Here is a 25,977-nt window from a genome sequence, read left to right on the forward strand (position 1 = left end):
ACAGCGTGTCGCCGACCGGTAACCCCCCGCGAATCGGCATCACTTGCCCGGACGACCACCCGGTGTTCTCGGTGGTCGGCGAGCGCCTGCGGGAGCGGGGACACCGCGTCACCAACTACGACCCGAACGCGTCGATAGCCCCCGACGAACTCGAACGACTCGCGCTGTTCGTCACCAAGCAGACGCGTCCGGCGTCGGTCCGCGCGCTCCTCGCGGCCGAACGACTCGGCGTCCCGACGTGGAACAGCGCCACCGGCGTCGTCGCCTGCGTCTCGCGGTTCTCGCAGCTGTGCCTCCTCTCGGGCGTCGGCTTCGCCGTCCCGACAGCGTCGCGGACGAGGCCCGACGCGACTACGTCGCCAAGGCGCTCTACCACTGGGACATGTCCCCCGAGGTGAACGGCGAGGGCGACGTGTACGAGGAACTCCTCTCCGCGGACCCGGTCGACTACAAGTACTACGTCGTCCACGACGGGTCGACGTACCGCACGGTGGTGCTGCGCGTCACCTCGAAGCTGTGGGGGCAAAAGCGCATCCTCGGGGCGGTCGACCCGGTGCCCGACCACGCGGACCGAATCACCTCGCTCATGGACCGACTCGACATGCGCGCCATCGGCGTCGACCTGGTTCGGACGGACGACCGCTGGTACGCCGTCGACCTCAACCCGTGCCCGAGTTTCGTCCGGACGGGCCTCGAAGGCGCTCTCGTCGACTCCATCGAGTCCGCCCTCCCCGAGTGACCCCGTCGGGAGGACGGACCGGCAGGCAGAGCGCTCGCTCACTCCCCCGGCGCGAACCCGAACGGCTTCCCACGCGCGTGACTCTCGACGAGGAGGACGTACATCGCCTGACTCCACTGGAGGTTCGAGTTCCAGCGCACCCTGCCGTCGCCGTCGACGCGTTCGGGGAGCAACCCGGCGGCGGTCCGCCACGCCCGACTGTCGTCGAACACGTAGTCGGCGACGCGTCCTCGTCCACGCCCGACTGCCAGCGGATCACGTCCGCGTACGCCTCGCAGACGGCCACCCGCCGTCCTCGTCCCTCCCCGTCGGCGTGTAGTCGTCGCCGGGGTAGCGTCCGACGCAGGGGTTCCGGCTGGCACGCCACCGTGCGTCGTCCGCGTGCGAGACGGTCGACCGCATCGACTCGCTGTCGGCGTCGACGACGTTCCACGGCCAGTACGCCATGAACGCCGCCGCGTCGGGGCGTCGGTCGGCGGCCGGGGACTCGGTCGTCTCCGGGTCGTCGGCGGTGACGTAGTGGTCGCCAAGGAGCGCGTCCCGTTTGAAACAGTGCGCCTCGAAGTTCGACGCCCACGTGGATGCCCTGTCGCGACAGCGCGCGGCGTACTCGTCGTCGCCCGCCGCCTCGGCCAACTCGGCCATCGACCGCAGTCCGGCGATGGCCGCCGCGCTCCCCTCCGTGGAGTGGCCCCACACTTCCTCCCACGGGTCCTGGTGCTTGCGGGGGAACTCCTCGCCCCACCCGAGGAGGAAGTCGGCGGCGAGGCGACTCGTCCGATAGTACGCGTCGAGGACGGAGTCGTCGCCCGTCTGCCGCCAGCAGAGCCAGTGCGCGTATATCGGCCCGCCGACCTGGTCGAGTTGCAGTTCGACCCAGTGAGGGTCGAGGTTGCCGTAGTAGTTCTGCCACCACGTCCCCCGGCGCTCGATGCCGCGCCTGTCGGTCACGTCGTCGGTTATCTGCGCGTGCGAGAGCCAATCGAGCGCTTCGAGGGCCTCGACGACGGCCCCGGCCGAGAGGAACGCCTGGATGTCGGCGACGAGGTCGCGCGGCCAGACGAACCGGTAGGCGAACTCCTTCGGCTTGAACGCGCCGGCGATGATGCCGCCGCGCCGGTCCTGCGCGCACTTCATGCTCGTCAGCGACATCTCGTACATCGCCGTCGCGTAGGCGTCGTCGACGGGACTCTGCGCGTTGTTCTCGTGCCAACTCTCCCAGACGGCGGCGAACGTGGACCGCTCCGCGTGGTAGCCGTTCCACATGCTCGCCAACGCGTGCTCGATTGCGCTCTGCTCGCTGTGACCGAACCCGATGGCGGTCACCCAGCGCACGTCCGTGTCGTCGCCGACGGAGAGGCCGAACCCGGCGTCGACCTTTCCCTCCAGTCGGTCGTTCTCCGTTATCCGCCCCTCGTTCTCCTCGTAGATGTCCTGCCACGCGCTCTTGTCGGCCCCCGTGGTCACACCCTGTCTGCCGACCCGGTGGCCGTCGAACGTGGTCCGACCCGTCGAGGGCCGACGCTGTGCGATGGCAAGGTACCGACCGGAGTCGTGGGCGACGACGAAGTCGTAGCCGTGGTCGTGGACGACGTACGCTTCGTCGACGTCGTCTGACCCCGTCCCGTCGTGAATCCCCAGTCCGAACAGCGTGAATATCGTCCGGTTCGACGGCGCGGAGAACCGCGCGCGGTTCTGGACGAACAGCGCGGCGGTGTCGGGGGTGACGAGAACGTCCTGGTCCAGCGTCGCCGTCGTCCCGTCGTCGAACTCGAAGGCGTTGTAGAGGTGGACTTCGGGGACGCGGCTCGACTCGTAGTCGACACTGCTCTCGACGGCGTCGTTGCGGACGTCCAGCGTCTGCCCGCAGGCCTCGTCCCACAGCAACGTGTGCATGTCGTAGAACTGCTCGATGTCGAGTCTGAACGCCGACGTCTCCTCGACCAGCGCGCCGTTCCACCCTCGGTCGTCTACTTGCGCGTACTGGTTGACCGTCGCGAGCACCTCCATCCCCTCGCCGAGGGGGGCGCTGACGATGGCGTCCTTGTCGCTGGGTTGCCGGACCACGTACTCCTCGTACGACATTCGACACCACGTTGCGCGGGACCGGGGAAAAAATTGGTCGCCTCGCCGGGTGGTTCCCCGCTCCGTCGTCTTCTCCGCTTCTACCTCCGCCCGCCCTACATCGCCGCGTACGACACCGACAGTAACACGACGTTGTAGACGGCGTGCGCGGCGATGGGCACCGCGAGGTTGTCGGTGTACTCGTACAGCGCCCCGAAGACGCCGCCGACGACGGCGATGAGCGCCGCGCCCGCGACGATGGGCGCGAGCGCGCCCGTGTAGTTCGTGAGGTGCATCGACCCGAACAGGAGGCTGGACCCGACCACCGCCGGAACCGGCCCGACACGCTGGCGCAGGCGCCCCTGAATCACGCCCCGGAACAGCCACTCCTCGGCGGGTGCGACGAGCACCACCGAGAGCGCGGCCAATCCGAGCAGGAACGTCGGGTCCTCCATCCCCGCCTCGCCGATGACCGACTCGGGAACCAGTCCGAGAACCGACAGTAGCACCGAGAGGGCGACGGCCAGAATCAGCGCGACGAGCGTTCCGACGGCGACGGCGGCCACGTCGCGGACGGACGGCAGTGCGACCGAGACGCGCACGTCCCGAACCCGTGCGTACGCGTAACCGACGGCGAGAAAGCCCGCCTGTCCGACGGCCGTCGCGCCGAGCAGCACCGCGGTGGTTCGGACGTCGTAGCCCAGCGCCACCAGCGGTACGACGAACACCACGCCGGCCACCAGCGCGACGAGAAACGCCACGACGGTGAGTCCGACGACTTCGAGCGCCGGACGGGCCACATCGCGCGCGCGAACGGACAGTTCCATGTCTTTCTCGTCGCGCGACGGCGAGAAAACCGTTTGGGAGGCGGTGCGTCCTCAGTCGCGGCGGCTCACGAGGAGGGCCGCAGCGAGGAGTGCGACGACGGCGACGGGGATGCCGAAGCCGGGCGTCCCGACGGGTTGCAGCGTCTCCGTCGGGGTGGCCGTCGGCGTGTCAGTCGGGGTGTCGGTCGGCGTGTCCGTCGGGGTGTCGGTCGTCTCCGTGGGCGTCACCGTGTCGGTGGGCGTCTCGGTGTCCGTGGGGGTGTCCGTCGGCGTCGGCGTCTCGCCGTCGTCGACGATGCTCCCGTCCACGGTGAGCGTGCCCGCGGGGCCGCCCTGGACGACCACCTCGAACGTGTCGTTGACCTGCTCTTCGCTGAAGTCGAAGGTGCCGCGGAACGACCCGTTCTCGGAGACGTAGGCGACGCCGGATTTGATGAACGGCGGCCGCGTGTCGCCGCTGGACCGAATCCGGATGTCGAGGCGCGTTCCGGGGGCGACGGTCGTCTCGCCGCGGACGACCTGCCCGGTGGTCGCGGACACTTCGACGGGTTCCTCCACCTCGTGTTCGGCCTCGACGAGTTCGTACTCGGTCAGGACCGTCTCCTCGTCGTCGCCGGCGAGGTCGGAGTTCTCGGGGACGGTGAAGTTCGCCGTCAGCGAGTCGTCCTCGCCCACGCTTCGCTCCGTCGCCTCGACGTCGTCGGTGTCGACGACGACGTAGTACGTGTCGTTGTCCGCGTCTGCGACGACGTCGGCGCTCCCGTCGTCGAGGACGAACTGGTACGGGTCACGGTTCGGACCGGGGTCGTCCTGTTCGACCGAGAACAGGACCGTGCCGTCGTTCACCATGTCGAAGAACGCGTCCGTCGCGTCGTCGCCCTCGGCGGCGATTGCGCCCTCGATGCCCGACGCCTCGATTCGGTGGACCGCGAGGTCACCGTAGGCGATTTCGTCGTCCCGCGTCAGGTTGTTGTTGGCGAGAGCCTGGTACACTTCCTCGTTCTCGTCCAGACTGGTCCGCGACGGCGCGGTCCAACTCTGGACGGACGTGGTGTTGCGCTCTTCGAGGACGAGGGTGCCGACGCCCTCGGTGTCGTCCCGGTCGGACCGCTCGCCGGACTGGACTTCGAGGGGGTACTCGGAGCGTTCGAGGAGGTTGCTGACCGAGTACTCCTCGTCCACGTCGGCGCTGTCGACGTCGTCCGCGTCGTCGGCCGTGTCGAAGACGGCGTCGCGTTGGTCGTTGGAGAGTTCGCCCTCCAGACCGGTGACGGCGAACGTGTTGAACTCGAGGACGACTTCGCCGTCGCCGTCGTCGTCCACGACGGTCACGTTCGACACGAACCCGACGTCCTCGTCGCCGATGGTCAGCGTCGCCGTGTCGGTGTTGCGAATCTCTATCTCTATCTCCGCCACGTCACCGCGATCCTCGGTGAAGATGCCGTTGCCGCCGATGTCGGCGGTTCCTTCGCCCTGTTCTCTGACGACGATGTCGTCGGACTCGGTCTCGACGCCGGACTGTTCGTCGGTCACTCGCACCGTGTATTCGCCCGGTTCGAGGTCGAGGTCCGACGCGTCGAAGCTGAACTCGAACTCGGCCTGTCCGTCGAGGTTCCCGGTGATGGTCCCGTCCTCGACCACCTCGCCGTCGTCGTCGAGGAGTTCGACGGTCACCGGCCGGTTGCCGGCGTTCGCGGTGATGGTCCCCTCGATTTCGTCCTCGTCGGTGACGTTCTCGTCGTCCACGTCGACGTCGAGGCCGAGTTGGCGGAGGACGATTTCGGCGTCGTACTCGCTGCCGCCGCTTCCGACGTCCACGTCGTAGTCGTCGGTCTCGCGGTTCGCCGTCTCGAACACGTAGACGTTGCTGTTCAGCCCTGTCGACCCGGAGCGGAAGAAGTCGCCGTCCGTAATCTCGACGGGCGTCTGGTCGTCGGCGGCGACGATGGCGACGCTCGACCCGACGAACGCCGTCACGTCCCGTCGCGACGAGGAGACGGTCACGGGTGCGGTCGCGACGGTCTTGTTGCCGGTGTTCGACAGTTCGTTGCCGGAGTCGTCGGTGACGTCGTCGGTGAGGCGTATCTGGATGTCGCCGTTGTTCACCTGGTCGCTGTCGACCGTCGCGACGTACCGGCCGTCGTCGTTCGAGATGTCCGAGGCGTACTCCGACAGCGTTCCCTGCGGCGCGTCGTCGATGTAGAGGCGCGCGTCGCCGAGGTTCTGGACCGGTTCGGAGAACGAAATCTCGATCTCGGTCTCGTCGTCGCCGGTGTCCTCGTCGTAGTGGACGCTCTCGAGGTACTCCGGCGCTTCCTCGTCGGGCGCGGCGGCGTCGACGGTCACGTCAACGGTGGCGGTGTTCGACGTGTTGCCGTCGTCGTCGTCGACCTCGTAGGTGAACGAGTCCGTCGTCGAGTCCGTCTCGTCGCCCGTGTGGGTGTACCGGATGCTGCCGTTGTCGTAGACGGTCGTCGTCCCGTCGCTCGGTTGTGAGACGACGGTCACCGTGGAGGCGTTGAGGCTGCCGTCGGCGTCGTCGTCGTTGTCGAGGACGTCTATCACGACGCTCTCGGTGGCGTTTATCGTCACGCTGTCGTCGTTCGCCGTCGGCGCCGTGTTGGCGGCCGTCACGCCGACGGTGTCGGACTGGTACTCGCCCTCGCTATCGTCCCAGTAGGCGGCGGTGACGGTGTCGCCGTCGGTCACCTGCAGGACGTCGTCGCCGGTTGAGGAGGACGAACTGGACGTTCCGATGGTCGCCGTCGTCGACCCGCCGTTGGGGTTGATGCTCTGCGCCTCCGGCGCGAGGGCGTACTCGATTCGGACGTTGTCGGTACCCGTGGGGGGCGCGTTCTCGACGGTCACGTCGCCGGCGACCGGGTCGATTCCGGTCACGTTGTACTTCGCGCCCGTGGAGGCGTTCGAGACGTTGACCTCGTCGGTGAGTAGTCCGTCCAGGTCGTCGTCGACGATGGGGACCGTGCCGACGTTGAACGTCGTGGTCGTCCCGTCACCGTTCCGCGTGACTGTTTGGTTGAACGTGTCGTCTGTGCTGCTGAAGTAGACTATCTCCGTGCTCGTCGTCTGGTCGGAGTCGCTGACAGTGAAGTCCGCGTCGGACCCGATTTCGACGTCCGATGTCGGGCCAGAGACGGTACCGGCGGCCGCGGCGGCCGTCCCCGCGAACGCCGGTACGCCGGCGAACACGGACGTCACCACCATCACTGCCAGGAGTAGCGTGCGTAACTGAGTCGTGGTTGCTGTCATTGTTGTCTGAATATCTGCGGCGACGGGGGGCTGTCTGGAGAGTCGCTCGCGATGTCGTCGCCGCGTGGAGGGAGCATGTAAACCACGTGACGACTGCGTTAAGTAGTTTGTGTACCGGAATGATTGATTAGGAACACGCTCACCGCGTCTGACAGGGCGAGGGCTGTCGTTGCGGTCGCTCGCTCCCCGCCCCGAATCCGACTCCCGCACCCGCGGTCCGCGACTGCCTCGCCAACCGAGTCCCTCGGATCGAAACTGGCCGCCCTCGCCCCCGCGCGTCCCGGACTGCCGCCGGCTTCGGACCCTCTCGATGACCTTTCACTCTCGACGCTGCCGACGCACACTGCTCCCCCTTCGTGCGGCCGGCACGGGCCGAACGCGGGCGATTAACGAGCTCGTAACCCTCGGAACGAGGAGTTATTACCTCGCTAATTGGTCGCCACGCGGTCGTCGCCGGCGACCCAGCGCTCGTGAGGTGGTGAGTACGCACGGTGAGACGGACGCCCACTCGTCCGGCCCAGATACTTTACAACGCGTGGTAGGTGGCGTAAATTAACGTCTTGAGACGGTCGCGGCATGGATCCGAACGAGAGACGCTGTGCACGGTCTCCGCCACTGCCCCGGCGAACTCTGGACGCCCCGTCGGCGTCCGCAGCGACCGTGAACACGACGTACACGACTGCACCGTCTGCGACACCCGGTTCGACGCGGACGAGACGACGTGCCCGTCCTGCGGGAACCGAATCTTCCGCACGAAGACGGTCGTCCCCAACGCGGCGCTGAACCTCCTGTTAGTTCTGGTGCTGTCGGGACTCGGCGTCGTCTACAACCTCCTCACGGGCCGGATTCCGAAGGACGCGCCGAAGAATCGATGAGGTTCGAGTGGTGCGGCCGGGTGCGGCGTCGAACGGAACCCGCGTCCGTCGGCTACAAGGTTTTAGCCGTACAGCCGTAGCGGTGTAACAGTCGTCGCGATAGCGCGCCGCGCGTGCTCGAACGCGGAGTCGCGTTCGGGTCTGCGTGGAACCGCCGGGGTTCGGCTCAGGCGTCCGCGTGGTCGCGTTCGACCAGCGTCGCCGTCCTCTCGCCCTCGACGGGCGAGTCGTCAGTCGAGTACGCCAGCGCCAACTCCTTCTCCTCGAACTCCTCGCGGAACTCGTCCCACGAGATTCGTTTGAGGTCCTCGTCGTCGTCGCGGAAGCCGACACGCAGGAGTCCTTCGTCGCCCTGCCCCTCTGACTTCGAGGCGTGCGCCGGGTAGCCACTGCGGTCGTCCACGACGCTCTGGGCCTCCCACGCGTCGGTCGTGTGTTCGGTGGCCGATTCGCCGGTCGCGTCGCTGTCTGCGTCGTCTGCCATCGTCGTCAACGACCCGGGCCGAGCGTATAGAAGCAACGGCAGATTTTCCCGCGTGGCGGCCGGCCGGCGGTTGCGACACCGGCGGTTCCGCGGCCGTCGTCCCCCGTGCGAGTCCGGTAAAGCTTACAATCATTTACGTCCGAAATTCTTTCGGAACGGATTTCGAGTGCGCCGAGTCGGTTCCGCGCTCGGCCGACGCAGTCTCCGACTCTCGTGGTAGAGGACCCTCTGAGGCCCTCTCGCTCACTCGACGCGACGCTGACGCATCACGTCTCTGTCGGTCCGACCCGTCGGGAGTGAGTCTGTCCGACTCCTCCGAGCGAGGTGACAGGGAGCGAGTTAGCGGCGTTCACGCGACGAAACCACTCGAAGGCGAGGTGCGCCGACGTTCGTTTTCGGAAAAGCTCTCCGACGATAAAACATTGGCAGTTGTACGCGTCGCCGGTTACAGACTGCTCCAGCGACTGGGCGACGCCGAAGCCGACGGACCGATGCCCGTCGGTGTGGACGACCCGCCCACGTCATCCGGGCGGTGACGGGATGAACGGCGTCGTCGACCCGGCCGCCGTGGCGGTGGACGCACAGGAGAAGTGAGCCGAGAGTGCGGAACGACGGGGACGGCCGTCGCTACGTCTGCCCCGCGCGGTCACCCTCGAACGCGTCGAGCCACGACCTGACCGTCTCGCTGAGGACGCCGGCCGTGCTTCCGAGGTGGAGGAGTTGGTAGCCCGTCTCGGCCTTCTCGTTCACGTCGTCCATCCCGAACCCGAGTCCGCCGAGCGGGACGTCCGCCTCGACGGCGGCCGATCGGACGCGTTCGACGGCCTCCTGCACCTCCGGGTGGTCTATCTCGCCGGGGTGTCCGAGCGACACCGAGAGGTCGAACGGTCCGACGAAGACGAACCCCAACTCAGGGACGGACAGAATCTCCTCGACGTTCTCGACGGCCGCCGCCGTCTCTATCGTGGTCCCGACCAGCGTCTCTCTGTCCTCGGTGGCGAGGTAGTCGTCGGCGAGTCCCCACCGGCGGGCGCGCGGGGCCGCCAGTCCCCGTTCCCCGGGGCCGCCCTCGTACCGGAACCGCGCCGCCTCGACGGCCGCCCGCACCGTCTCCGCCTCCCGCACGCGCGGGAGGAACACGTTCCGAACGCCGGTGTCCAGCGCCTTCCGAACCGTCGCGGGCGCGTGTCCGGCACCCGGACCAGCAGTTCCGTGTCGGTTCGCTCGGCCGCCCGGAGCAACTCTTCTATCGCCGGCGCGTGGTCGGGCGAGGGGCCGCCGTGCTCGAGGTCGATCCAGACGAAGTCCGCGCCGAGTTCGCCGTACAACTCCACCAGCGTCGGACTGTACGCGTTCTCGAGGACGCCGAGTGCGACGCCGCCGCTCTCGAAAGCCGCCCGCAGGCCGTTCGTCGACTGCGTGTCTGTCATATCCCACATGTGACACTCCCCGTCGACATAACGCTGTCTGTGTCGACGGCGGACAGTCAGTCGCTGGCGAGTGTGTCGGCGGTTCGGCCCGCCGTTTCGCGAAGGTCGAGTCCAAACGGCCGCCGAAAGCGAACAGCGATAGTAGTGTAATGTCCGGAACCGTTGGACTGTCCGCGGCACTCACTCGTGGGCGAGGTTGACCTCGATGACGTTGGCCGCCTGTTTCACCGTGTCGATGATCTCTCGTTCGCGTTCGGCCGACGTGAGGCGGTTGATGGGCGCGGTGATGCTGATGGCGGCCTCCCGTCGGTCACCGGTGTCCACCGGGACGCCGACGCATCCGGTTCCGTCCACTCGTTCCTCCTTGTCGTAGGCGACGCCCTCGGACCGAATCGCCGCCAGTTCCTCGAACAGCGTCTCGCGGTCCGTGATGGTGTGCTCCGTCTCGCCGGGCAGGCCGCGTCGGTCGAGAATCTCTTCGACCCGGTCGTCCGAGAGACTCGACAGCAACGCCTTGCCGATGGCCGTCTGGTGGAGGTACACGCGCTTGCCCAGACTCGTGTCCAGGTTCACCGCTCGGTCGCCGCTCGTGGTGTGGATGTAGATTCCGTACCCGCGTTCCTCTATCATCAGGTTCGCCAACTCGCCGGTCTCGACGGCCATCCGTCGCACTTCGGGCTTCGCCACGTCGTAGATGCCGTCGTATCGCTGAGCGATGCCCCCCAACTCCAGACAGCGCAGGCCGACGAGGTACTCGCCGTCGCGGAAGACGACGAATCCGCCGTTCTCCAGCGTGTTGAGGTGCTTGTATATCGTGCTCTTGGCGAAGTCGAGTTCCTCGGCCAGTTCGGCCAGGGTGGCACGGCCGCCGAGGGACTCGATACCCGACAGCACCGACAGCGACGTCTCGGTCGCCCGCACCGACGCCGTTTTCGCGTTTCTCATTGAGAAACGGATACCGCTCCCTGCGGATTAAAATTACCGTCGGCACCCGCCCTCGCCTCCGCCCCCGGCCGCGTCTGTCGTCCGTTTCGACCGCTCGGTCGAGCCGACGTTCTGTCGGTTGCCCCCGTCGGCCGTTCGCAAAGACGAAATATAACCCAAGACAGACACGAACGCGGCCGGTCGGCGTCGACGCTTCCGAACGCGAAGCGGTGGGCACGATTGTCGTCCGTCTCGCCACAGCAGTCCCGTTCGAGGGGGGAATCGTCGGGGGTTCCCCCGACACGTCGCTCCGCCACCGCGACCGTCACCGAGAGTCCTGTTTCCCCACTTCGAACGGTACAGAGAAGTGATGTTTCGGTGCTTCGGCAACGTCCACGAACATTTTGCCACAATACGTTCGATTAAATATCTCGGACGTGGCCTTCCGTACGTCACATGAGCGTCAAGCGTCACTACGAGCGCGAGTTCGTCCGAACGTTCTTCACCTCTCCGACGGCGGTGGAGGGCGAAGACGACTCCGCGAAGATGCTGCGAAGCGCGGCCCAACTCTCCGGGATGCAGGCGCCGGACGTGTGGGTGCCGGACAACGAGGACGCGACGGCTCCGTCGATGCGCGACGAGGGCGTCGAGAACATCATCGAAGTCGTGTCCGAACACGGTGCGGACTTCCCCGGCGAGATTCATCCGCGCATCGTCTGGCACCGGGACTCCCCGGGCACACGGTATCAGGGCTTCCAGCACATGCTGGAGATTGCCGACCCGGACAACGGCGCCGTCGACCACATCGACGGGTTCGTCGTGCCCGAAGTCGGCGACATCGACGACTGGAAGAAGGCCGACGAGTTCATCACCATCGTGGAGAACGAGCACGGCCTCGAAGAGGGCAGCCTGTCGATGTCGGTCATCGTCGAGAGCGGCGAGGCCGAGTTGGCGATGGGCGACCTGCGGGCTGAGATGGGCAGGCCCGCCAACAACCTCGAACGCATGTTCCTCCTCGTCGACGGCGAAGTCGACTACACGAAGGACATGCGAGCCATGACGCCGACGGGCGAACTGCCGCCGTGGCCGGAACTCCGTCACAACACCTCCCGCGGTGCGAGCGCTGCCGGCCTCGTCGCGGTGGACGGCCCGTACGACGACATCCGCGACGTGGAGGGATACAACGAGCGGATGGTCGAGAACCAGGCGAAAGGGATGCTCGGCATCTGGTCGCTGACGCCCGGACAGGTCGTCGAGGCGAACAAGTCCCCCCTGCCGCCGAAGACGGGCAGTTGGCTGCTGGAGGTCGGCGACCGAGAGATAGAACTCGACGCCGAGGACGGCAAGCAGGTGTACCGCGGCGACGACGTGGGACTGGAGTCGACCGACGACGGCTACGTCCTGCGCGTCGGCGGCGAGGAACACGAACTCGACGAGGACGAACTCCGGCAGGAACTGCTCGACATGACCGCCTACGTCCCCAGCATGGACGACATCGTGGACTCGATGGAGGAGTTCGAAGCCGCGAAAGAGGCGGGCAAGGGCGCCATCGCGATGACTCAGTCCGCGACGCTCGTCGTCGACGGCGTCGAAGTCGAACTCCAGAAGGACCGGATGTGGGACGAGGCCACCTATCAGGCCGCGCAGACGCCGATTACGCTGTTCCAGGACGTCTACGAACACCGACCGGACCAGCACGAGGAACTCGAGGAGATGTACGGGTCGGACATCGTCGAACGCGCCACGGACGTCGGTAACTGACGGCCCGACGCGGCGCGAATCGATTCGCTCTCGGCGGTTCTCGCCGCCGGCGCTTCACTCCTCCAGCGGTTCGATGAGTTCGACGGAGTGACCGTCGGGGTCCGCGACGAACGCCGTGTACGCGCCGGCTTCCGGTTGCGGTCCCGGTTCCTTCTCGACGCCGTAGTGGTCGATGCGTTCCACCGTCTCGTCCACGTCCTCGACGCCGAGAGCGAGGTGGTCCCAGCCGGTTCCCATCTCGAACTCCGTCTCCCCGTCCGTCTCGGAGAGTTGGAGTTCCACGCCGTCGTCGTCGCTGACGTAGTAGTTCGTCGTCTCGCCGTCGGGGGTGGTGAACTGCCACGACTCGGTGAAGCCGAACTGTTCGTAGAACGCGATGGACTCCGCGGCGTCCGCCACGTTCAGGCACACGTGCAGTACTGACACACTGGGCATGTCTGGTTCTGAACTGCCCGGGTCAAATACGTGTGGGTCTCGGCGGTGGGTCGGTTCCGTGCCGTGCTGTGTCGTGACGTACCGTGCCGCGCTCGCGACGGCCTCCGAACCCGCGGTAACTGGTTACGTGTAGCATAGGACTTAACTATTGTCGATGATAGATTTCGACATGGCGATCGAAGACAGGGACGCCACCTGGTCGGCCGGCGAACTCGGCCACGACCGTCCCGACGTGGCGGAGTACCGCGACTTGGCGAGTGACCTCCGCGCCCGCGTCGACGGGGGCGTCGAATTCGACGAGTACGCGCAGGTGTTGTACTCGACCGACGGGAGCATCTACAGCGCGAAGCCCGCGGGCGTGGTGTATCCCACCGACACCGAGGACGTGCGGGCGGCCGTCGAGGTGGCGACGCGGCACGAGGTACCGATACTCCCGCGCGGGACGGGGTCGTCGCTGGCGGGCCAGACCGTCGGTCCGGGCTGCGTCGTCCTCGACGTGTCTCGGCACATGGACGACGTGGTGGAGGTGCGACCCGAGGAGAAGCGCGTCCGCATCCAACCGGGCGTCGTGCAGGACGACCTGGACGCCGTCCTCTCGGAGTACGGGCTGAAGTTCGCCCCCGACCCGGCCTCCTCGAACCGCGCGACGGTCGGCGGCGGCATCGGCAACAACTCCACCGGCGCTCACTCCGTCAGGTACGGCATCACGGACGCGTACACCGAAGCCGTCACCGCGGTCCTCTCCGACGGGTCCGTCGTCGAGGCGCGCGAAGTCGTCCTCGACTCCGAGGAGTGGGACGACATCGTCTCGAAAGACGACCGGGAGGCTCACGTCTACCGGACCGTCCGCGAGGTGGTCGAGGAGAACGAGGCCGAGATAGCCGACCGGTACCCCGACCTCAAGCGCCGGGTGTCGGGCTACAACCTCGACCGGGTGGTGTACGAGAACGACGACGGCGAGCGAGTGATGAACCTCGCGAAACTGTTCGTCGGGAGCGAGGGGTCCCTCGGCGTCATCGTCGAGGCGGAACTCTCGCTCGTGACGGTCCCCGAGGAGACGGCGCTGGCCCTCTACTGCTTCGACGACCTGGTGAAGGCGATGGAGGCCGTCCCCGTCGCCCTGGAGTACGACGTGAGCGCGGTGGAGTTGATGGACGACGAGGTGTTCCGCATGGCCGCCGAGTCGGACGGCTACGCCGAGTACGTCGAGCCGATTCCGGACGGAGCGGACGCCGCCCTGATGCTGGAGTACGACTCGGAACTCCACGACGACTTCGAGGCCGCAATCGCGGCGACGAACGAGCGATTCGTCGCCGACGGTGCGGCGTTCGACGTCGTGGAGGCGTACACCGACGCCGACCAGGCGAAACTGTGGAAACTCCGCAAGGCGGCCATCCCGTTGCTGATGAGTCTGGAGGGCGACGCGAAGCCGTACCCGTTCATCGAGGACGCGACGGTGCCGCCCGCGGAGTTGGCCGAGTACGTGCAGAAGTTCGAGGACGTGCTGGACGACCACGGCACGTCGGCGGCGTACTTCGCCCACGCGGGGTCGGGAACGCTCCACATCCGACCCATCCTCAACCTCAAGAGCGAGTCCGGCATCGAGGACCTGCACTCCATCACGGAGGACGTGACCGACCTCGTCCTCGAACACCACGGCTCGTTCTCCGGCGAACACGGCGACGGGATGGCCCGGACGGAGTTCAACCCCAAGATGTACGGCGAGGAGATCTGGCAGGCGTTCAAGGAGGTCAAGACGGCCTTCGACCCCGACTGGTGGATGCACCCCGGCAACGTCGTCTACCGCTCGGGTCCCGACGACGTCGGGCCCGACGCGGACCGCGGCGTCGGCGCGGACAACCGCGAACACCTCCGGTACGGCGCGGAGTACCAGTCTATCGCGCCGCAGACGACGCTCGACTCGACGACGAGGGCGGGTTCACCCACCTCGTCGAACTGTGTAACGGCTGTGGCACCTGCCGGCAGACCGGACACGACGTGATGTGTCCGACGTACCGCGCGTCGAACGAGGAGGTCCAGACGACTCGCGGCCGCGCCAACATGCTCCGGTCGGCCATCAGCGGTGACCTCCCCGAGGAAGAGATTCACACCGAGCGGTTTCAGGAGGAGGTGCTGGACCTCTGCGTGGGCTGTAAGGGCTGCAAGAGCGACTGCCCCACCGCGTCGACATGGCGAAGCTCAAGACCGAGGTGAAACACCAGCACCACCAGAAGGAGGGCGTCGACCTTCGCGAGCGACTGTTCGCGAACATCGACGCCGCCTCGAAATTCGGCTCGGCGCTGGCACCGCTGTCGAACTGGGCGACCGCGGTTCCGGGCGCGCGACGGGTCATGCAGACGGTGTTCGGCATCGCGCCCGAACGCGAACTGCCGCCGTTCCGGCGGGAGACGCTCCGGGACTGGTTCGCCGAACGCGGCGGCTCGACCGTCGAACGTGCGACCGCAGACCGCCGAGTCGTGCTGTTCCCCGACACGTACACGAACTACTCGTACCCAGCGGCCGGGAAGGCGGCCGTCGAAGCCCTCGAAGCGGCGGGCGTCCACGTCGTCGTCCCCGGCGACACCGTCCCGTCGGGCCGCGCCGCCTACTCGACGGGGATGCTGGACCTCGCCGCCGACCGGGCGCGGACGAACACCGACCGACTCGCCGGCCCCGTCGCCGCCGGGTGGGACGTCGTGTTCGTCGAACCCTCCGACGCCGTGATGTTCCAGGACGAGTACCTCGACCTGCTCGACGGTCCCGAGGTCGAACGCGTCGCCGACAGCGCGTACGGCGTGCTGGAGTACCTCGACGCGTTCCGACTCGACGAGTCGCTCCCGATAGCCGACCGGACGCCCGGCGCGGCCGGGTCGCTGAGCTATCACGGCCACTGCAACCAGAAGGCGACCAACAAGGACCACCACGCGGTCGGCGTCCTGCGCCGCGTCGGCTACGAGGTGGACCCGTTAGATTCGACCTGCTGCGGCATGGCCGGCAGTTTCGGGTACCACGACGAACACTACGACCTGTCGAAGACCATCGGCCGTCTGCTGTTCGACGAAGTCGACGAGAGCGACGGGGAGCGAGTGGTCGCACCCGGGGGGTCGTGTCGCTCGCAACTGGGCGACCGCGATGGCGCCGACGGCATCCCGCCACACCCCGTCGAAGCGGTCGCCGACCGACTGTAGCGGCGCGCCGCCCTCGCCGGGGCGTTCCGCTCCGCGAGGGCGTCCGTGGACACGGTACGTTTCGTCCGTTAGCACCGTCCCTTCAGCCGACTTTCGCCCCCGGAGCGGACCGGCGCTGGTGAAGATACAAGCCGATGGCGACCGTACTTCCGGCCATGGCATCGACGCTAGCCGACCAGGAGTGCGAGGCGTGCACCTCAGAGGACGAACCGCTCACCGAAGCCGAGTACGACGACTACCTCGCCGAACTCGACGACGACGTCTGGGAAGTCGTCGACGACCACCACCTCGACGGTACGTACGCGTTCGAGGACTTCAGAGACGCCCTCGAGTTCACCTACGAGATAGGCGAACTCGCCGAGGAAGAGTGGCACCACCCCGACCTCCACCTCGAGTGGGGCGAAGTCCGCGTCGAGATGTGGACGCACAAGATAGACGGCCTCCACAAGACCGACTTCGTGATGGCGGCGCGGATGGACCGGATTCACGAGCAGTACGCGCCCGCGTGACGGGCCGGTCCGGAGCGACGTCCCCCCGGAACGGCGTCGACCCGACGACTGCGACGACTCCGACCGAATTACCGCCGACGGGTCCCGAGAGAGAGAAGACGACCGACGACGCGACCCTGACATCAGTATAAATACTTGGATTAATTGGCGGTGGACCGTCGGCAGAGTCCGTTCGCCGACTGGGACGTGGATGGACGGTTAGATACCGCCGAAATACCACATATCGGTGGACGGGTGCCGAGAGACAGCGTTCGAAATCGACGCTCACGTCGGCTTACGATGGACGATGCGAACGCGCCCGCGGTTCGCGCCCGGTCGTCGACCGTCGACGAGGGAATCGCCGCGATATTCCGCGAGAGAAGCGCTTTCACCAGCGACTCCGGTACCGCGACGCGACAGGGCCCCCGGGTTTCGTCTGTTGGCGCCGCCGTCGCTCGCCCCGTCGGCCGCCGCGACTGGATACAACTACTACTATTCGAGTAGCGGTTCGGACGGCGAGGTTCTCCCGTGGCGACGTCCGCCGAGGCGACGCCCCGCGCGCCCCTTCCCACCACGTGAGAACTCAGTTCGGGAACTATACGCTCCCCCGCCGTACCGTCGGATTGCCGCACATACACGGAGGCTTACTACTATGAGCGAACGCGTGACCGACGACGAAGCCGAACGACCGCCGACTCCCGACGACTCCGCCCCCGCGTTGGCGGCCGAAATCGTCGTCTCGCAGGGCCGCCCCGCCGAGTGTACGCTGTTCCCGCCCGATGCGGACGACTTCGAACGCATGACGACCTGGATAACGGCCAAAGAGGGCTCGTTCGTCAGTCTCGACGACGTCCGATAGTCCTCTCTCGTCGACACCCTCTCTCGTTGACACTGACTCCCTGTAGCCGTGTTAAAGTACCACACGATTCTCGGCTGGTGGTAGGTGTCGACGGACTACTTGTGACTGCGAACCGACAGTTCAAGTGTCATGCCAGTATCCAATCTCGCGGTCGAGGCCGAAACCGCGAACAGAGAGACGGCGTTGAAGGAACTCGCTCGGACGATGGCGGACGAGGAACTCGGTGACCTCGTCATCGTCGAGGACGACGAACCGGTCGGTATCGTCACGGACCGCGACATCGCCCTCGCGGTGGCTCACCACGACGACCTGACCGAACTGACCGCCGCCGACGTCATGACGTCGGACCCGGTGACGATTCACGAGGACGCCACGGCGGTGGACCTCCCGGCGACGATGGCCGACGGGGCGGTGCGACGGATTCCCGTCGTCGACGACGACGGCAAACTCGTCGGCATCGCAACGCTCGACGACGTCGTCGCGACGACGGGCGAGATGCTCGACGACGTGGCGACGGTCATCGAGGCACAGTCGCGCGAATACGAGCCGGACGACTGACGCTGCAGGTGCCCCGGACCGTCGTCACGGTCCGAACTCGCCACCCTCCGGCGCACTCTTTCACCGTCGAGAGCGACCCGCGTCGCTCATTGGTCCGTTCGTTCGACGTTCAGCGAGGCGTCTTCGTCCCCCTGGACCGCCCGCCGCCACACCATCTCGAACTCGATACTCTGCTTGGCTTCGGGTTCGCCTGCGGCCCAGTCGGACTCGCCTTCGAGTTTGAACGTGATGGGGTCGACCGGTTCGAGCGTCACCCGCCGGTTCCCGAGTTCGAGTGTCACTTCGCCGTCGTCGTCGAGTTGGTCCGCCAACTCGCGGAGGTAGGTGGCCACCTCCGCTCGCGTCCGCTGTTCTTCGGTTTCGAGTTCTCCCATGCGGGTTCGTATGCGCCACTGTCTCATAGTCGAGTCGGTGGTTCCCACCGCGTAGGAACGGCGTGGTCGCGTCGCTGCGGGACCCGCATCGGCTCTCGGTCGTCCGGACCCCGCGGCGTCGTCCGCTCTGCATCGTCAGCGGAGCGAAACGTTATGGTCCCGGCGGACCTCGCCCAGAGGCGAACACCGTGGAACCGAGTACCGTGAGCGGGACGATAGCGCGGGTCCGCGTCTCCGGTCCCCTCTGGCTCGGCGGCCTGATTTCGCTGGCGCTGTTCCTGTTCGGAGTCCAACTGCTGGGGACGGCGACGGAGGCGGCGGCAGTCCCTCTCGGACGGTTCTTCGACCGCTACGTCGCCGGCGACGTGCGAGCACTCGGCGTCAGTTGGGTGGCCACGTACGCCCTGACGAACGGTTCGGTCGTCGCCGCCCTGGCCGTCTCGCTGTTCGACGCCGGCGTCGTCACGGCGACGCAACTGTATCTGATGGTCGCCGGATCGCGACTCGGCGCGGCCGCAATCGTCGTCTTCGTCGGCGCGCTGGATTACCTGCAGAAACGCCGGTACTCGGTGGGAAAAGCCATCAGTCTGGGGCTGCTGACGTTCCTGTTGACTCACTCCGTCTACCTGCCGGCGACCCTCGTCGGCTACCTCCTGTTGCCCTGGTTTCGGACCGCGTTCGCGGACGTGGGCGGCCACCTCGAATTGACGTTCCAGCCGCTGTCGGTGCTGGAACCGGCGACCACGGCCATCGTCGACGCCGTCGGCGCCGCCCCCGGATTCGGCGTGGCCGTTCTGGTTCTGTTCGGCAGCCTGAACCTCTTCGACCGCGTCCTCAAGCGGGTCGATACCGAGTGGCTCCGTCAGCGCGTGTTCCGGCGGTTCCGTCGGCGGTGGGTCTCGCTCGGCCTCGGCGTCCTCGTCACCGGCATCACCACGAGCGTCGCCTTCTCGCTCGGCGTCATCGTCCCGCTCTACAACCGCGGCTATCTGGAACGACGGGAAGTGGTCCCCTACGTGCTCGGCGCGAACATCGGAACCCTGTTCGACACAGTCGTCGTCGCCGTCGTCCTGGAATCGCCCGAGGCAGTGGCGTTCGTCTTGGCCCTCCTCGTCGTCGGCACGGCGGTGACGCTGGTCGAGTTACTGTGGTTCTCCGTCTACTTCGACGCCATCGAGGGCTTCCACACCCGTCTCGTCGACGACCGACGAGCGCTCGCCGGCTTCCTCGTCTCGCTGGTGCTGGTTCCGGTGTCCCTCGCGTTGTTCCCCTTCTGACCCGCTGGCGAACGCCGCGCGCATCCGCGCCCGATTCCCCTCGCGCCGTCGCAGTCGGTCGCTCCGGTTCCTCTTTTGTGCTTCGGCGTCGAACGTCGACCGTGCCCGAAATCGACCGACTCCTCGTGGCGTTCGACGGGACGCCGCTCGCACGGAAGGCGCTCGAACACGCACTGGAGACGTACCCGGAGGCGGAGATAACCGCGCTCCACGTCGTCGACTACGTGGAGGAGAGCTACGGGGCCGAGGCGCTAATCGGGTCCGAGGAACTTCGAAAGCGGGCGGACGACCGCTCTGCGTCCCTGCTCGCGTCGGCGAAGGAGACTGCCGCCGACCACGGCCGAGAGATATCGACGGCGACGCGGGTCGGAAAGCCCGCCCGCCAAATCGTCGCGTACGCCGAGGAGCACGGCGTCGATACGATAGTCATCGGCAGTCACGGTCGCTCTCTCGTCGCCCGAGCGATCCTCGGGTCCGTCGCCGAGACGGTGGTCAGACGCGCGCCGACGCCCGTGGTCGTCGTCAGATAGCCACCCGACCTCCGCGTACCGACCGCGACACCACGTCGAACGCCGACGACCGACCGTCTCAGTCGCCGTTTCGGACGCCCGTCCCGTTCTTCGCGTACCAGCCCCCCACGGCGAGCACCGCGCCGAGGAGGCTCGCGAGGACGTCCGCAACCTCGAACGCCCGTCCCGGAACCCGCTCTTGAACCCGGCCGGTCACGAGGCTGTGGACGGTCGAGCCACAGACGGCGAGGACGGCGGCCTGCCGCTCGTCGAACCGCCCGCCGCGAAGCGCGTCCGCGAGTGCCACCGCGTAGACCGCGTGTGCGACCAGATGCAGGACCTTGTCCGGGCCGACCCACTTCCACTCCGGATGACGCTCCAGCGGTGAGGGGACGACCGACGCGACGAAGAGTACGACCGTCCCGACGATAGCCGCCGTCCACCGAGAGTCACGGAATCGAGACTGCATGTGTTCCCATACGTCCCCTGGCTCTTTGGTTTGCGGGATGGCCGTCCGACCGTCCGGTCACGACTGCGGGGTCCGCCGTCCGAATGGCGACCGAACCGTGCTGGCAAAGAATAATCCGCCGCTGTCCCCATCCTCGGATATGGACGAACGCGAATCGCTCGCGGCGATTTACGAGTGGCTCCCGGACGCCGGCGACGACGCCGCCGTCGTCGGCGACCTGATATTCACGGTGGACATGCTCCACCAGCAGACCGACTTTCCCGAGGGGACGACGCGGTATACCGCCGGGTGGCGCGCCGTCGGCGCTTCGCTGTCGGACGTCGCCGCGATGGGGGCCGAGGCGACGGCCGCCGTCGCCGCCTACGCGGCGCCCGAGTTCGACGGCGACGAACTGCACGCGTTCGTCCGCGGCGCGCGCGACGTCTGCGAACTGGTCGACGGCCGGTACGTCGGCGGTGACCTCGACACTCACGACGAGTTCACGGTCGCCTCCGCCGTCGTCGGCCGGACGGACGCGCCCGTCTATCGGTCCACCGCGGCGGTCGGCGACGCCGTCTGCGTGACGGGGACGCTCGGACGGACCGGAGCGGCCATCCGCGCGTTCGAGCGAGGGGCACACGACCGGGGGAACGACCTCTTCCGGTTCGAACCGCGAGTCGCCGCGGGCCGAGCGCTGGCCCCGCACGCGTCGGCCATGATGGACTCCTCCGACGGACTGGCCCGGTCGCTCCACCAGTTGGCCGAGGCCAGCGACTGCGGCTTCGCCGTCGCGTGGGACCGCGTTCCGCTCGACGACGCCGTCTTCGAGGAGTCGACGACCGACGCCGACGAACGCGAGTGCGGCCTCTACACGGGCGAGGACTTCGAACTCGTGTTCACGGTCCCTCGCGACCGACTGGAGGCCGCGCGAACGGCCTCGCCCGTTCCGGTGACCGTCGTCGGGGAGGTCACGGAGGAAGCGGTGACCATCGACGGGGAACCGCTCCCGGACCGGGGGTACACCCACGGCGACTGAGACCGTTCCGTCGCCGCGCGGACGTCGACTCGACCGTCCGTGGCGACGCCGGCCCGCCCCGTCGACAGGTGTGTGTCTATTTGACGCTCGTCCGCGTACGGGAGTGTGGAGGCCTCTCCGACCGTGACGTATACACTCGAAATCAGCGACGAACTCAGAGAGCGACTGGACGACCACCTGGAGGATGACGAGACGTACGAGGAGTTCATCACCGAACTCGTCGCGATATACGAGACCGAGGGGGTGTTCCTTCAGGAGGGCTACTCCGAATGAGTCGCCCGTCGCCGTGACGGCACCGCGGAATCCGCCGTCGCCGCGGGTTCGGACCCCCGCAGGAACCGCGACCGATTCCTGCGGACCGGGACCGAGTGTCACGTTGATGTCCCCGCGCGCCGTACCGACCGGTAGAGCGACCATGTACGACTCGATACTGGTGCCGACCGACGGGAGCGACGTCGCGCGGGCCGCGGCCGAGACAGCGGTCGAACTCGCGGGGCGGTTCGATGCCCACCTCCACGTCGTTCACGTCCTCGAACCCGGGGAGTCGTCGACGGCGGACGAAGCGGACGACGGACTCGCGCGGAGCGCAGAGCGCGCGACGTCGGCCGCCGCCGAGATAGCCACCGACGCCGGTCTCGACGTGAGCGTCGCCGCGGTCGAATCAGAGGGCCGGATTCACCGCACCATCCTCGACTACGCGACCGAACACGCTATCGATTGCATCGTGATGGGGACGTACGGCCGGACCGGCGTCGACCGGTTCGTACTCGGGAGCGTCGCCGAGCGGACGATACGCGAGTCGCCCGTGCCGGTCGTCACGGTCCACGAGGGGACGACCGTCGACCTCCCGTTCGACGCGATTCTAGTACCGACCGACGGCAGCGACTGCGCGCGGGCCGCCGCCGACCACGCCATCGAACTGGCCCGGTTGACCGGTGCGGCACTGCACACGATCCACGTCGCCGACGCGGGCGTCCTCCACGGCGGCACCGACCCCGCCACCCTCCTGGAGTCGCTCGAAGACGCCGGCCAACGGGTGCTCGACGCGATAGTCGAACGCGCCACGGAGGCGGGCGTCGGGACCGTCGAGGCGTCGGTCCTGACCGGGTCGCCGCACGGGGCCATCACAGAGTACGCCGACGAGTACGGCGTCGACTGCATCGTGATGGGGACGCACGGGCAGACGGGACTCGACCAGCGGTTCCTCGGCAGCGTGACCGAACGCGTCGTCCGGACCAGCGACCTGCCCGTCTTCACGATTTCTGACGGCGGTCCCGAGGAGTGAGCCAGCGATTCGACTCGCGGGCTCGCGGTCGTAACCGTCTACCCCGCCCGCTCGGCCCCTACAGCGCGTCCTCGAACCAGTCCGCCGCCACCGCGGCGACTTCTTCGAGTTCGCCCTCGCCCTCGAACAGGTGCCCCGCGCCCTCGACGACGTGCAGGTCTCTGTCGCAGTCGAGGCGGGCGAACGCGTCGCGGTTGAGTTCCAACACCTGCGTGTCGGCACCCCCGACGACGAACAGCGTCGGCGCCCCGACGTCGTCGAGCACCTCCGACGCCATGTCGACGCGGCCGCCGCGCGAGACCACCGCGTCCACGTCGTCGCCCAGACGCGCCGCCGCCCGAAGCGCAGACGCCGCGCCCGTACTGGACCCGAAGTAGCCCACGTTCAGGTCGCGGGTATCGTCGCGGTCCCGCACCCACTCGGTGACGGCGACGAGGCGGTCCGTCAGCACCGGGATGTCGAAGCGGTTCTCGCGAAGCCGGTCCTCCTCCTCGGTCAGAAGGTCGAACAGGAGCGTTCCGAGCCCTCGCTCGCGGATGACCTCGGCGACGTAGTTGTTGCGCGGACTCTTCCTGCTCGACCCGCTCCCGTGAGCGAACACCACCAGCCCCGTCGCCCCGGGCGGGACTTCGAGCATCCCCTCCAGTTCGACGCCCTCGACCGGGATGTTGACGAGCGTCTCGCTGCGCTGCGTCATGCTGAAACCGACGCGCTCGCCGCGCTTTAGCGGTCGGGGTCGTTCCTATCGCGTGGGAACGTTCGCGCGTTTCAGGGCAGTGGGAGACGTTCACACACGAACACGCATGGCAGACCCTCGCCGATTCAGCGACCGGGCCGAGGCGGGAGCGCGACTCGGCGCGGCGCTCCGTGACCGGGGCGTCGACGCGGACGTCGTCCTCGCGATTCCCCGCGGGGGGCTCCCCCTCGGCCGCGCCGTCGCGGACGCGCTCGACGCACCGCTCGACATCGTCGTCGCACAGAAGATAGGCGCGCCGGGGAACCCCGAGTACGCCATCGGCGCCGTCGCCAGCGACGGCACCGTCTGGCGCAACGAGGAGGCGTTCTCCCGGACCGGGTCCGACGAGGACTACTTCGAACGGGAGCGCGAACGCGAGGCCGAGAACGCCCGGAGGAAGGTCGAACAGTACCGCGGCGACCGACCGGCCCCCGACCTGACGGGAAAGCGCGTGGTCGTCGTCGACGACGGCGTCGCCACGGGGTCGACCGTCAGGGCCTGTCTGCGGATGCTCGCGGACCGCGACGCCGAGCGAATCGTGCTGGCGGTGCCGGTCGGACCGCCCCGAACCGTCGACGAGTTGTCGGTGATGGCCGACGACGTCGTCTGCCTCCTGACCCCCAGCGGGTTCATGGGCGTCGGACAGTTCTACGAGCGGTTCGACCAGGTGTCCGACGAGGAGGCGATGAGCTACCTCGAACTGGACGAGTGAGCGACCGGTCGGCGTCGTCGCGTCGCGACCGCTGGCTCGACGGTCGTCTCACCCCGCGATTCGCGCGATTGCCGTCGCCTCGCGATAGTTGGCGACCGCCAAGAGGAGGTAGCCGACGGCGAGGACGACCCACTCCCGACGCGTCAGCGACCACTCGCGCGGCGACCGGACGCGCTCGAACTCCTCCCTCCAGCGGGGTCCCGACGCCTGATGCCAGACCATCACGCCGCGCGTGGCGACGACGACGGCGACTATGGCCGTAATCTCCAGCGGTCCGCTCCGCGCAACGAGGACGGACAGCGACGGGGCGATTCGCGCGCCGGTCCCCACCGCCAGCGACCCAGTCCCCCAGATTGCGCCGTACCCGGGCGCCTGAACGACGAGGAGGACGTATCCGAGCGGCGTGTTCACCGACCGGAACGTGTTGGCCGCTATCGCGACGAGCGTGACGCCGACGTTCCACGCGAAGAGACGGAGGAACTCCGACGCGACGCTGCCGGCGTAGTCGGCCGTCGCGCCCGGATTTCCGGCGCGCAGCAGTCCCTGCGGGAGGAAGGCGTAACTGCCGACCCACGCGACGGTGAACGCCGCCGCGACGACGACCCACAGCGACGCGAACCGGACGAGCACGTCGTCGTGGTTGACGTATCTGCCGACCGTCCGCGCGAATCGGGTGCCGCCGGCGACGAGATTGTCGGACACGGGTTCTCCGTCACCGAGCGTCCTCGACCGTCGCGCCGACTTCGAGCGCGAAACTGGCGGCGGACACGATGTCACCGATACCGACCGTACCCGCGGGGTCGTCGACGACGCGGTTCGGGCAGGCGACGACGGACGGGGTCGCGAGCACGCCGTCCTCGGCCGTCGCGTCGACGGCGTCCGCGAGGGACTCGACGGCCCGCTTCCCCGCCGTCGACGGCTCGTACTCCAGCCCGGTTTCGAGCGCCTCCGGGCCGTCGATGTGCCCGGTCGCGGCCTTCGTCGCGGCGTTGACGGCGGCGAATTCGAGGCCGTGTTCGACGGCCTCCGGCGGGAGGTAGTCGTCCATCACCGCGAGGTGGTAGTGCATGGCGTGCATCCGGACGCAGTCGACGCCGAGGCGGTCCCGAAGCGCAACGAGCGTTCGGTAGTGCGCGACGATGGACCGCTCCGGCGACTCGTCTTCGAGGGACGTTTCCTCGAGGGCGCCGACGGCGCCGTCGCTCTCGTCCGTCGGTTCGGCGGCGAGGTTCAGGTCCTCCCGCAGCAGGCCCAGTTCGTGCGGGTCCAGACCGACCACGTTCGCCTCCGGGAGAATCGTCTCCGTGACGCTCCGACGAAGTTCGTCGTCGTGCGTGACCGCGTACTCGACGTGGACGGGGAACTCCCGTTCGGACCGAAGTCGGCGCAGCACGTCCCGCGCGTGGCGGAGCGTCCGGTCGTAGCCCGCCTCGACGTTCTCGGGCGTCAGGTTGTGGTACCCCGCGAGGAGTGCGCCGTGGGTGCCGTCGCCCACCTGGTCGATGACCGCGTCGAGTTCGCCGGCGTGCAGGTCGAACTCCGGCGGCCGCGAGGCGGCGATGAACCGCGTGTTGCCCGTCGCTCGAACGCCGAAGAACTCCGCGCCCTCCCTGAACTCGAATATCCAGTTTATCTTCGTTCGTTCGGCTGTCGGCGCGTCGTCGAGGGAAGCGAACCGGACTTCGCCGTCCTCGACGA

At 67.7% G+C, this 25,977-nt stretch carries 26 protein-coding genes and 2 pseudogenes; 15 read left to right on the top strand and 13 right to left on the bottom strand.

Translation table 11 applies throughout. From position 1 onward, the window contains the following. Positions 1-5: 5 nt before the first annotated feature. Both GJ632_RS02800 and GJ632_RS02805 read left to right on the top strand, forming a co-directional pair. Complete coding sequence (locus GJ632_RS02800; protein WP_191452009.1) at positions 6-398, top strand: hypothetical protein; 393 nt, start codon at positions 6-8, stop codon at positions 396-398. Continuing rightward, on the top strand, positions 383-739 hold the full coding sequence (locus GJ632_RS02805) for a hypothetical protein (protein WP_191452010.1): 357 nt from the start codon (positions 383-385) through the stop codon (positions 737-739). The genes GJ632_RS02800 and GJ632_RS02805 overlap by 16 nt, the downstream gene beginning before the upstream one ends. Positions 740-777: 38 nt before the next feature. Here GJ632_RS02805 and GJ632_RS22900 read toward each other — a convergent pair whose 3' ends face one another. From GJ632_RS22900 to GJ632_RS02820, 4 genes are all read right to left on the bottom strand, one after another. Continuing rightward, on the bottom strand, positions 778-951 hold the full coding sequence (locus tag GJ632_RS22900) for a hypothetical protein (protein WP_231751277.1): 174 nt from the start codon (positions 949-951) through the stop codon (positions 778-780). A gap of 43 nt (positions 952-994) precedes the next feature. Next, positions 995-2,824 carry a glycoside hydrolase family 15 protein gene (locus GJ632_RS02810; protein ID WP_231751278.1) on the bottom strand — a complete coding sequence of 610 codons (1,830 nt, stop codon included), beginning with the start codon at positions 2,822-2,824 and terminating at the stop codon, positions 995-997. A 95-nt stretch (positions 2,825-2,919) separates the two neighbouring features. Further along, positions 2,920-3,630, bottom strand: coding sequence for a CPBP family intramembrane glutamic endopeptidase (locus GJ632_RS02815; protein ID WP_191452011.1), 711 nt, complete (start codon positions 3,628-3,630; stop codon positions 2,920-2,922). Positions 3,631-3,681: 51 nt separating this feature from the next. After that, positions 3,682-6,855 (bottom strand): BGTF surface domain-containing protein, encoded by a 3,174-nt coding sequence (locus GJ632_RS02820; protein WP_231751279.1) that lies wholly within the window; start codon positions 6,853-6,855, stop codon positions 3,682-3,684. 605 nt (positions 6,856-7,460) lie between these two features. Between GJ632_RS02820 and GJ632_RS02825 the strand changes: the two genes are divergently transcribed. Then, positions 7,461-7,775, top strand: a complete 315-nt coding sequence (locus GJ632_RS02825) for a hypothetical protein (protein WP_231751280.1) — start codon at positions 7,461-7,463, stop codon at positions 7,773-7,775. Positions 7,776-7,941: 166 nt separating this feature from the next. Here the strand turns inward: GJ632_RS02825 and GJ632_RS02830 are convergent, their stop codons facing one another. Next, entirely contained in the window at positions 7,942-8,259 is a 318-nt protein-coding gene (locus tag GJ632_RS02830) for a hypothetical protein (RefSeq protein WP_191452013.1), read from the bottom strand. Between the two features lie 422 nt (positions 8,260-8,681). On the opposite strand from GJ632_RS02830, the gene GJ632_RS22905 reads away from it, so the two are divergent. Then, positions 8,682-8,795, top strand: a complete 114-nt coding sequence (locus GJ632_RS22905; protein WP_231751281.1) for a phosphate acetyltransferase — start codon at positions 8,682-8,684, stop codon at positions 8,793-8,795. A 91-nt stretch (positions 8,796-8,886) separates the two neighbouring features. Here GJ632_RS22905 and GJ632_RS02835 read toward each other — a convergent pair. Further along, a pseudogene (locus GJ632_RS02835) lies at positions 8,887-9,689 on the bottom strand (HpcH/HpaI aldolase/citrate lyase family protein). Positions 9,690-9,869: 180 nt separating this feature from the next. Further along, positions 9,870-10,634, bottom strand: a complete 765-nt coding sequence (locus GJ632_RS02840; protein WP_191452014.1) for an IclR family transcriptional regulator — start codon at positions 10,632-10,634, stop codon at positions 9,870-9,872. A 435-nt stretch (positions 10,635-11,069) separates the two neighbouring features. Here GJ632_RS02840 and aceB point away from each other — a divergent pair, with 435 nt between their 5' ends. Then, positions 11,070-12,374, top strand: coding sequence for a malate synthase AceB (gene aceB, locus GJ632_RS02845; protein ID WP_191452015.1), 1,305 nt, complete (start codon positions 11,070-11,072; stop codon positions 12,372-12,374). Between the two features lie 54 nt (positions 12,375-12,428). On the opposite strand, the gene GJ632_RS02850 is transcribed toward aceB, so the two are convergent. After that, entirely contained in the window at positions 12,429-12,809 is a 381-nt protein-coding gene (locus tag GJ632_RS02850; RefSeq protein WP_089809497.1) for a VOC family protein, read from the bottom strand. A 169-nt stretch (positions 12,810-12,978) separates the two neighbouring features. Here GJ632_RS02850 and GJ632_RS02855 point away from each other — a divergent pair. The 4 genes and pseudogenes from GJ632_RS02855 to GJ632_RS02870 all read left to right on the top strand — a co-directional run bounded on the left by GJ632_RS02855 (position 12,979) and on the right by GJ632_RS02870 (position 17,902). Then, positions 12,979-15,997 (top strand): annotated as a pseudogene (locus GJ632_RS02855) (FAD-binding and (Fe-S)-binding domain-containing protein). Positions 15,998-16,152: 155 nt separating this feature from the next. Beyond that, positions 16,153-16,506, top strand: a complete 354-nt coding sequence (locus GJ632_RS02860; protein WP_191452016.1) for a 4a-hydroxytetrahydrobiopterin dehydratase — start codon at positions 16,153-16,155, stop codon at positions 16,504-16,506. 631 nt (positions 16,507-17,137) lie between these two features. After that, positions 17,138-17,344 carry a transcriptional regulator gene (locus tag GJ632_RS02865; protein WP_089809492.1) on the top strand — a complete coding sequence of 69 codons (207 nt, stop codon included), beginning with the start codon at positions 17,138-17,140 and terminating at the stop codon, positions 17,342-17,344. Between the two features lie 129 nt (positions 17,345-17,473). Further along, positions 17,474-17,902, top strand: a complete 429-nt coding sequence (locus tag GJ632_RS02870; RefSeq protein WP_191452017.1) for a CBS domain-containing protein — start codon at positions 17,474-17,476, stop codon at positions 17,900-17,902. An 86-nt stretch (positions 17,903-17,988) separates the two neighbouring features. On the opposite strand, the gene GJ632_RS02875 is transcribed toward GJ632_RS02870, so the two are convergent. After that, entirely contained in the window at positions 17,989-18,276 is a 288-nt protein-coding gene (locus GJ632_RS02875; RefSeq protein WP_191452018.1) for an amphi-Trp domain-containing protein, read from the bottom strand. A 188-nt stretch (positions 18,277-18,464) separates the two neighbouring features. Between GJ632_RS02875 and GJ632_RS02880 the strand changes: the two genes are divergently transcribed. Together GJ632_RS02880 and GJ632_RS02885 are read left to right on the top strand one after the other, a co-directional pair. Continuing rightward, entirely contained in the window at positions 18,465-19,553 is a 1,089-nt protein-coding gene (locus GJ632_RS02880) for a sodium:phosphate symporter (RefSeq protein WP_245778518.1), read from the top strand. Positions 19,554-19,654: 101 nt separating this feature from the next. Beyond that, the gene (locus tag GJ632_RS02885) at positions 19,655-20,083 is read left to right on the top strand and encodes a universal stress protein (protein WP_343160984.1); all 429 of its coding nucleotides are present in this window, start codon (positions 19,655-19,657) and stop codon (positions 20,081-20,083) included. A 58-nt stretch (positions 20,084-20,141) separates the two neighbouring features. Here the strand turns inward: GJ632_RS02885 and GJ632_RS02890 are convergent, their stop codons facing one another. Continuing rightward, the gene (locus GJ632_RS02890; protein WP_191452019.1) at positions 20,142-20,531 is read right to left on the bottom strand and encodes a VanZ family protein; all 390 of its coding nucleotides are present in this window, start codon (positions 20,529-20,531) and stop codon (positions 20,142-20,144) included. A 139-nt stretch (positions 20,532-20,670) separates the two neighbouring features. Between GJ632_RS02890 and thiL the strand changes: the two genes are divergently transcribed. The 3 genes from thiL (at position 20,671) to GJ632_RS02905 (ending at position 22,831) form a co-directional block, all read left to right on the top strand. Then, on the top strand, positions 20,671-21,546 hold the full coding sequence (thiL, locus tag GJ632_RS02895; RefSeq protein WP_191452020.1) for a thiamine-phosphate kinase: 876 nt from the start codon (positions 20,671-20,673) through the stop codon (positions 21,544-21,546). A 123-nt stretch (positions 21,547-21,669) separates the two neighbouring features. Continuing rightward, positions 21,670-21,819, top strand: a complete 150-nt coding sequence (locus GJ632_RS02900; RefSeq protein ID WP_191452021.1) for a hypothetical protein — start codon at positions 21,670-21,672, stop codon at positions 21,817-21,819. A gap of 142 nt (positions 21,820-21,961) precedes the next feature. After that, positions 21,962-22,831: a universal stress protein gene (locus GJ632_RS02905; protein WP_191452022.1), complete on the top strand. Its 870-nt coding sequence runs from the start codon at positions 21,962-21,964 to the stop codon at positions 22,829-22,831. Positions 22,832-22,889: 58 nt separating this feature from the next. Here GJ632_RS02905 and GJ632_RS02910 read toward each other — a convergent pair whose 3' ends face one another. Then, positions 22,890-23,528 carry a dienelactone hydrolase family protein gene (locus tag GJ632_RS02910; protein ID WP_191452023.1) on the bottom strand — a complete coding sequence of 213 codons (639 nt, stop codon included), beginning with the start codon at positions 23,526-23,528 and terminating at the stop codon, positions 22,890-22,892. Between the two features lie 106 nt (positions 23,529-23,634). On the opposite strand from GJ632_RS02910, the gene GJ632_RS02915 reads away from it, so the two are divergent. After that, positions 23,635-24,279 (top strand): phosphoribosyltransferase, encoded by a 645-nt coding sequence (locus GJ632_RS02915; RefSeq protein ID WP_191452024.1) that lies wholly within the window; start codon positions 23,635-23,637, stop codon positions 24,277-24,279. A 48-nt stretch (positions 24,280-24,327) separates the two neighbouring features. Here GJ632_RS02915 and GJ632_RS02920 read toward each other — a convergent pair whose 3' ends face one another. Together GJ632_RS02920 and GJ632_RS02925 are read right to left on the bottom strand one after the other, a co-directional pair. Then, the gene (locus tag GJ632_RS02920) at positions 24,328-24,981 is read right to left on the bottom strand and encodes a hypothetical protein (RefSeq protein WP_231751282.1); all 654 of its coding nucleotides are present in this window, start codon (positions 24,979-24,981) and stop codon (positions 24,328-24,330) included. A 10-nt stretch (positions 24,982-24,991) separates the two neighbouring features. After that, on the bottom strand, positions 24,992-25,977 hold a 986-nt coding region (locus GJ632_RS02925), incomplete at its 5' end, for an ADP-dependent glucokinase/phosphofructokinase (protein ID WP_191452025.1).

It is taken from the genome of Halogeometricum sp. CBA1124 (assembly GCF_009741955.1).
GTDB classification, from domain to species: domain Archaea; phylum Halobacteriota; class Halobacteria; order Halobacteriales; family Haloferacaceae; genus Halogeometricum; species Halogeometricum rufum.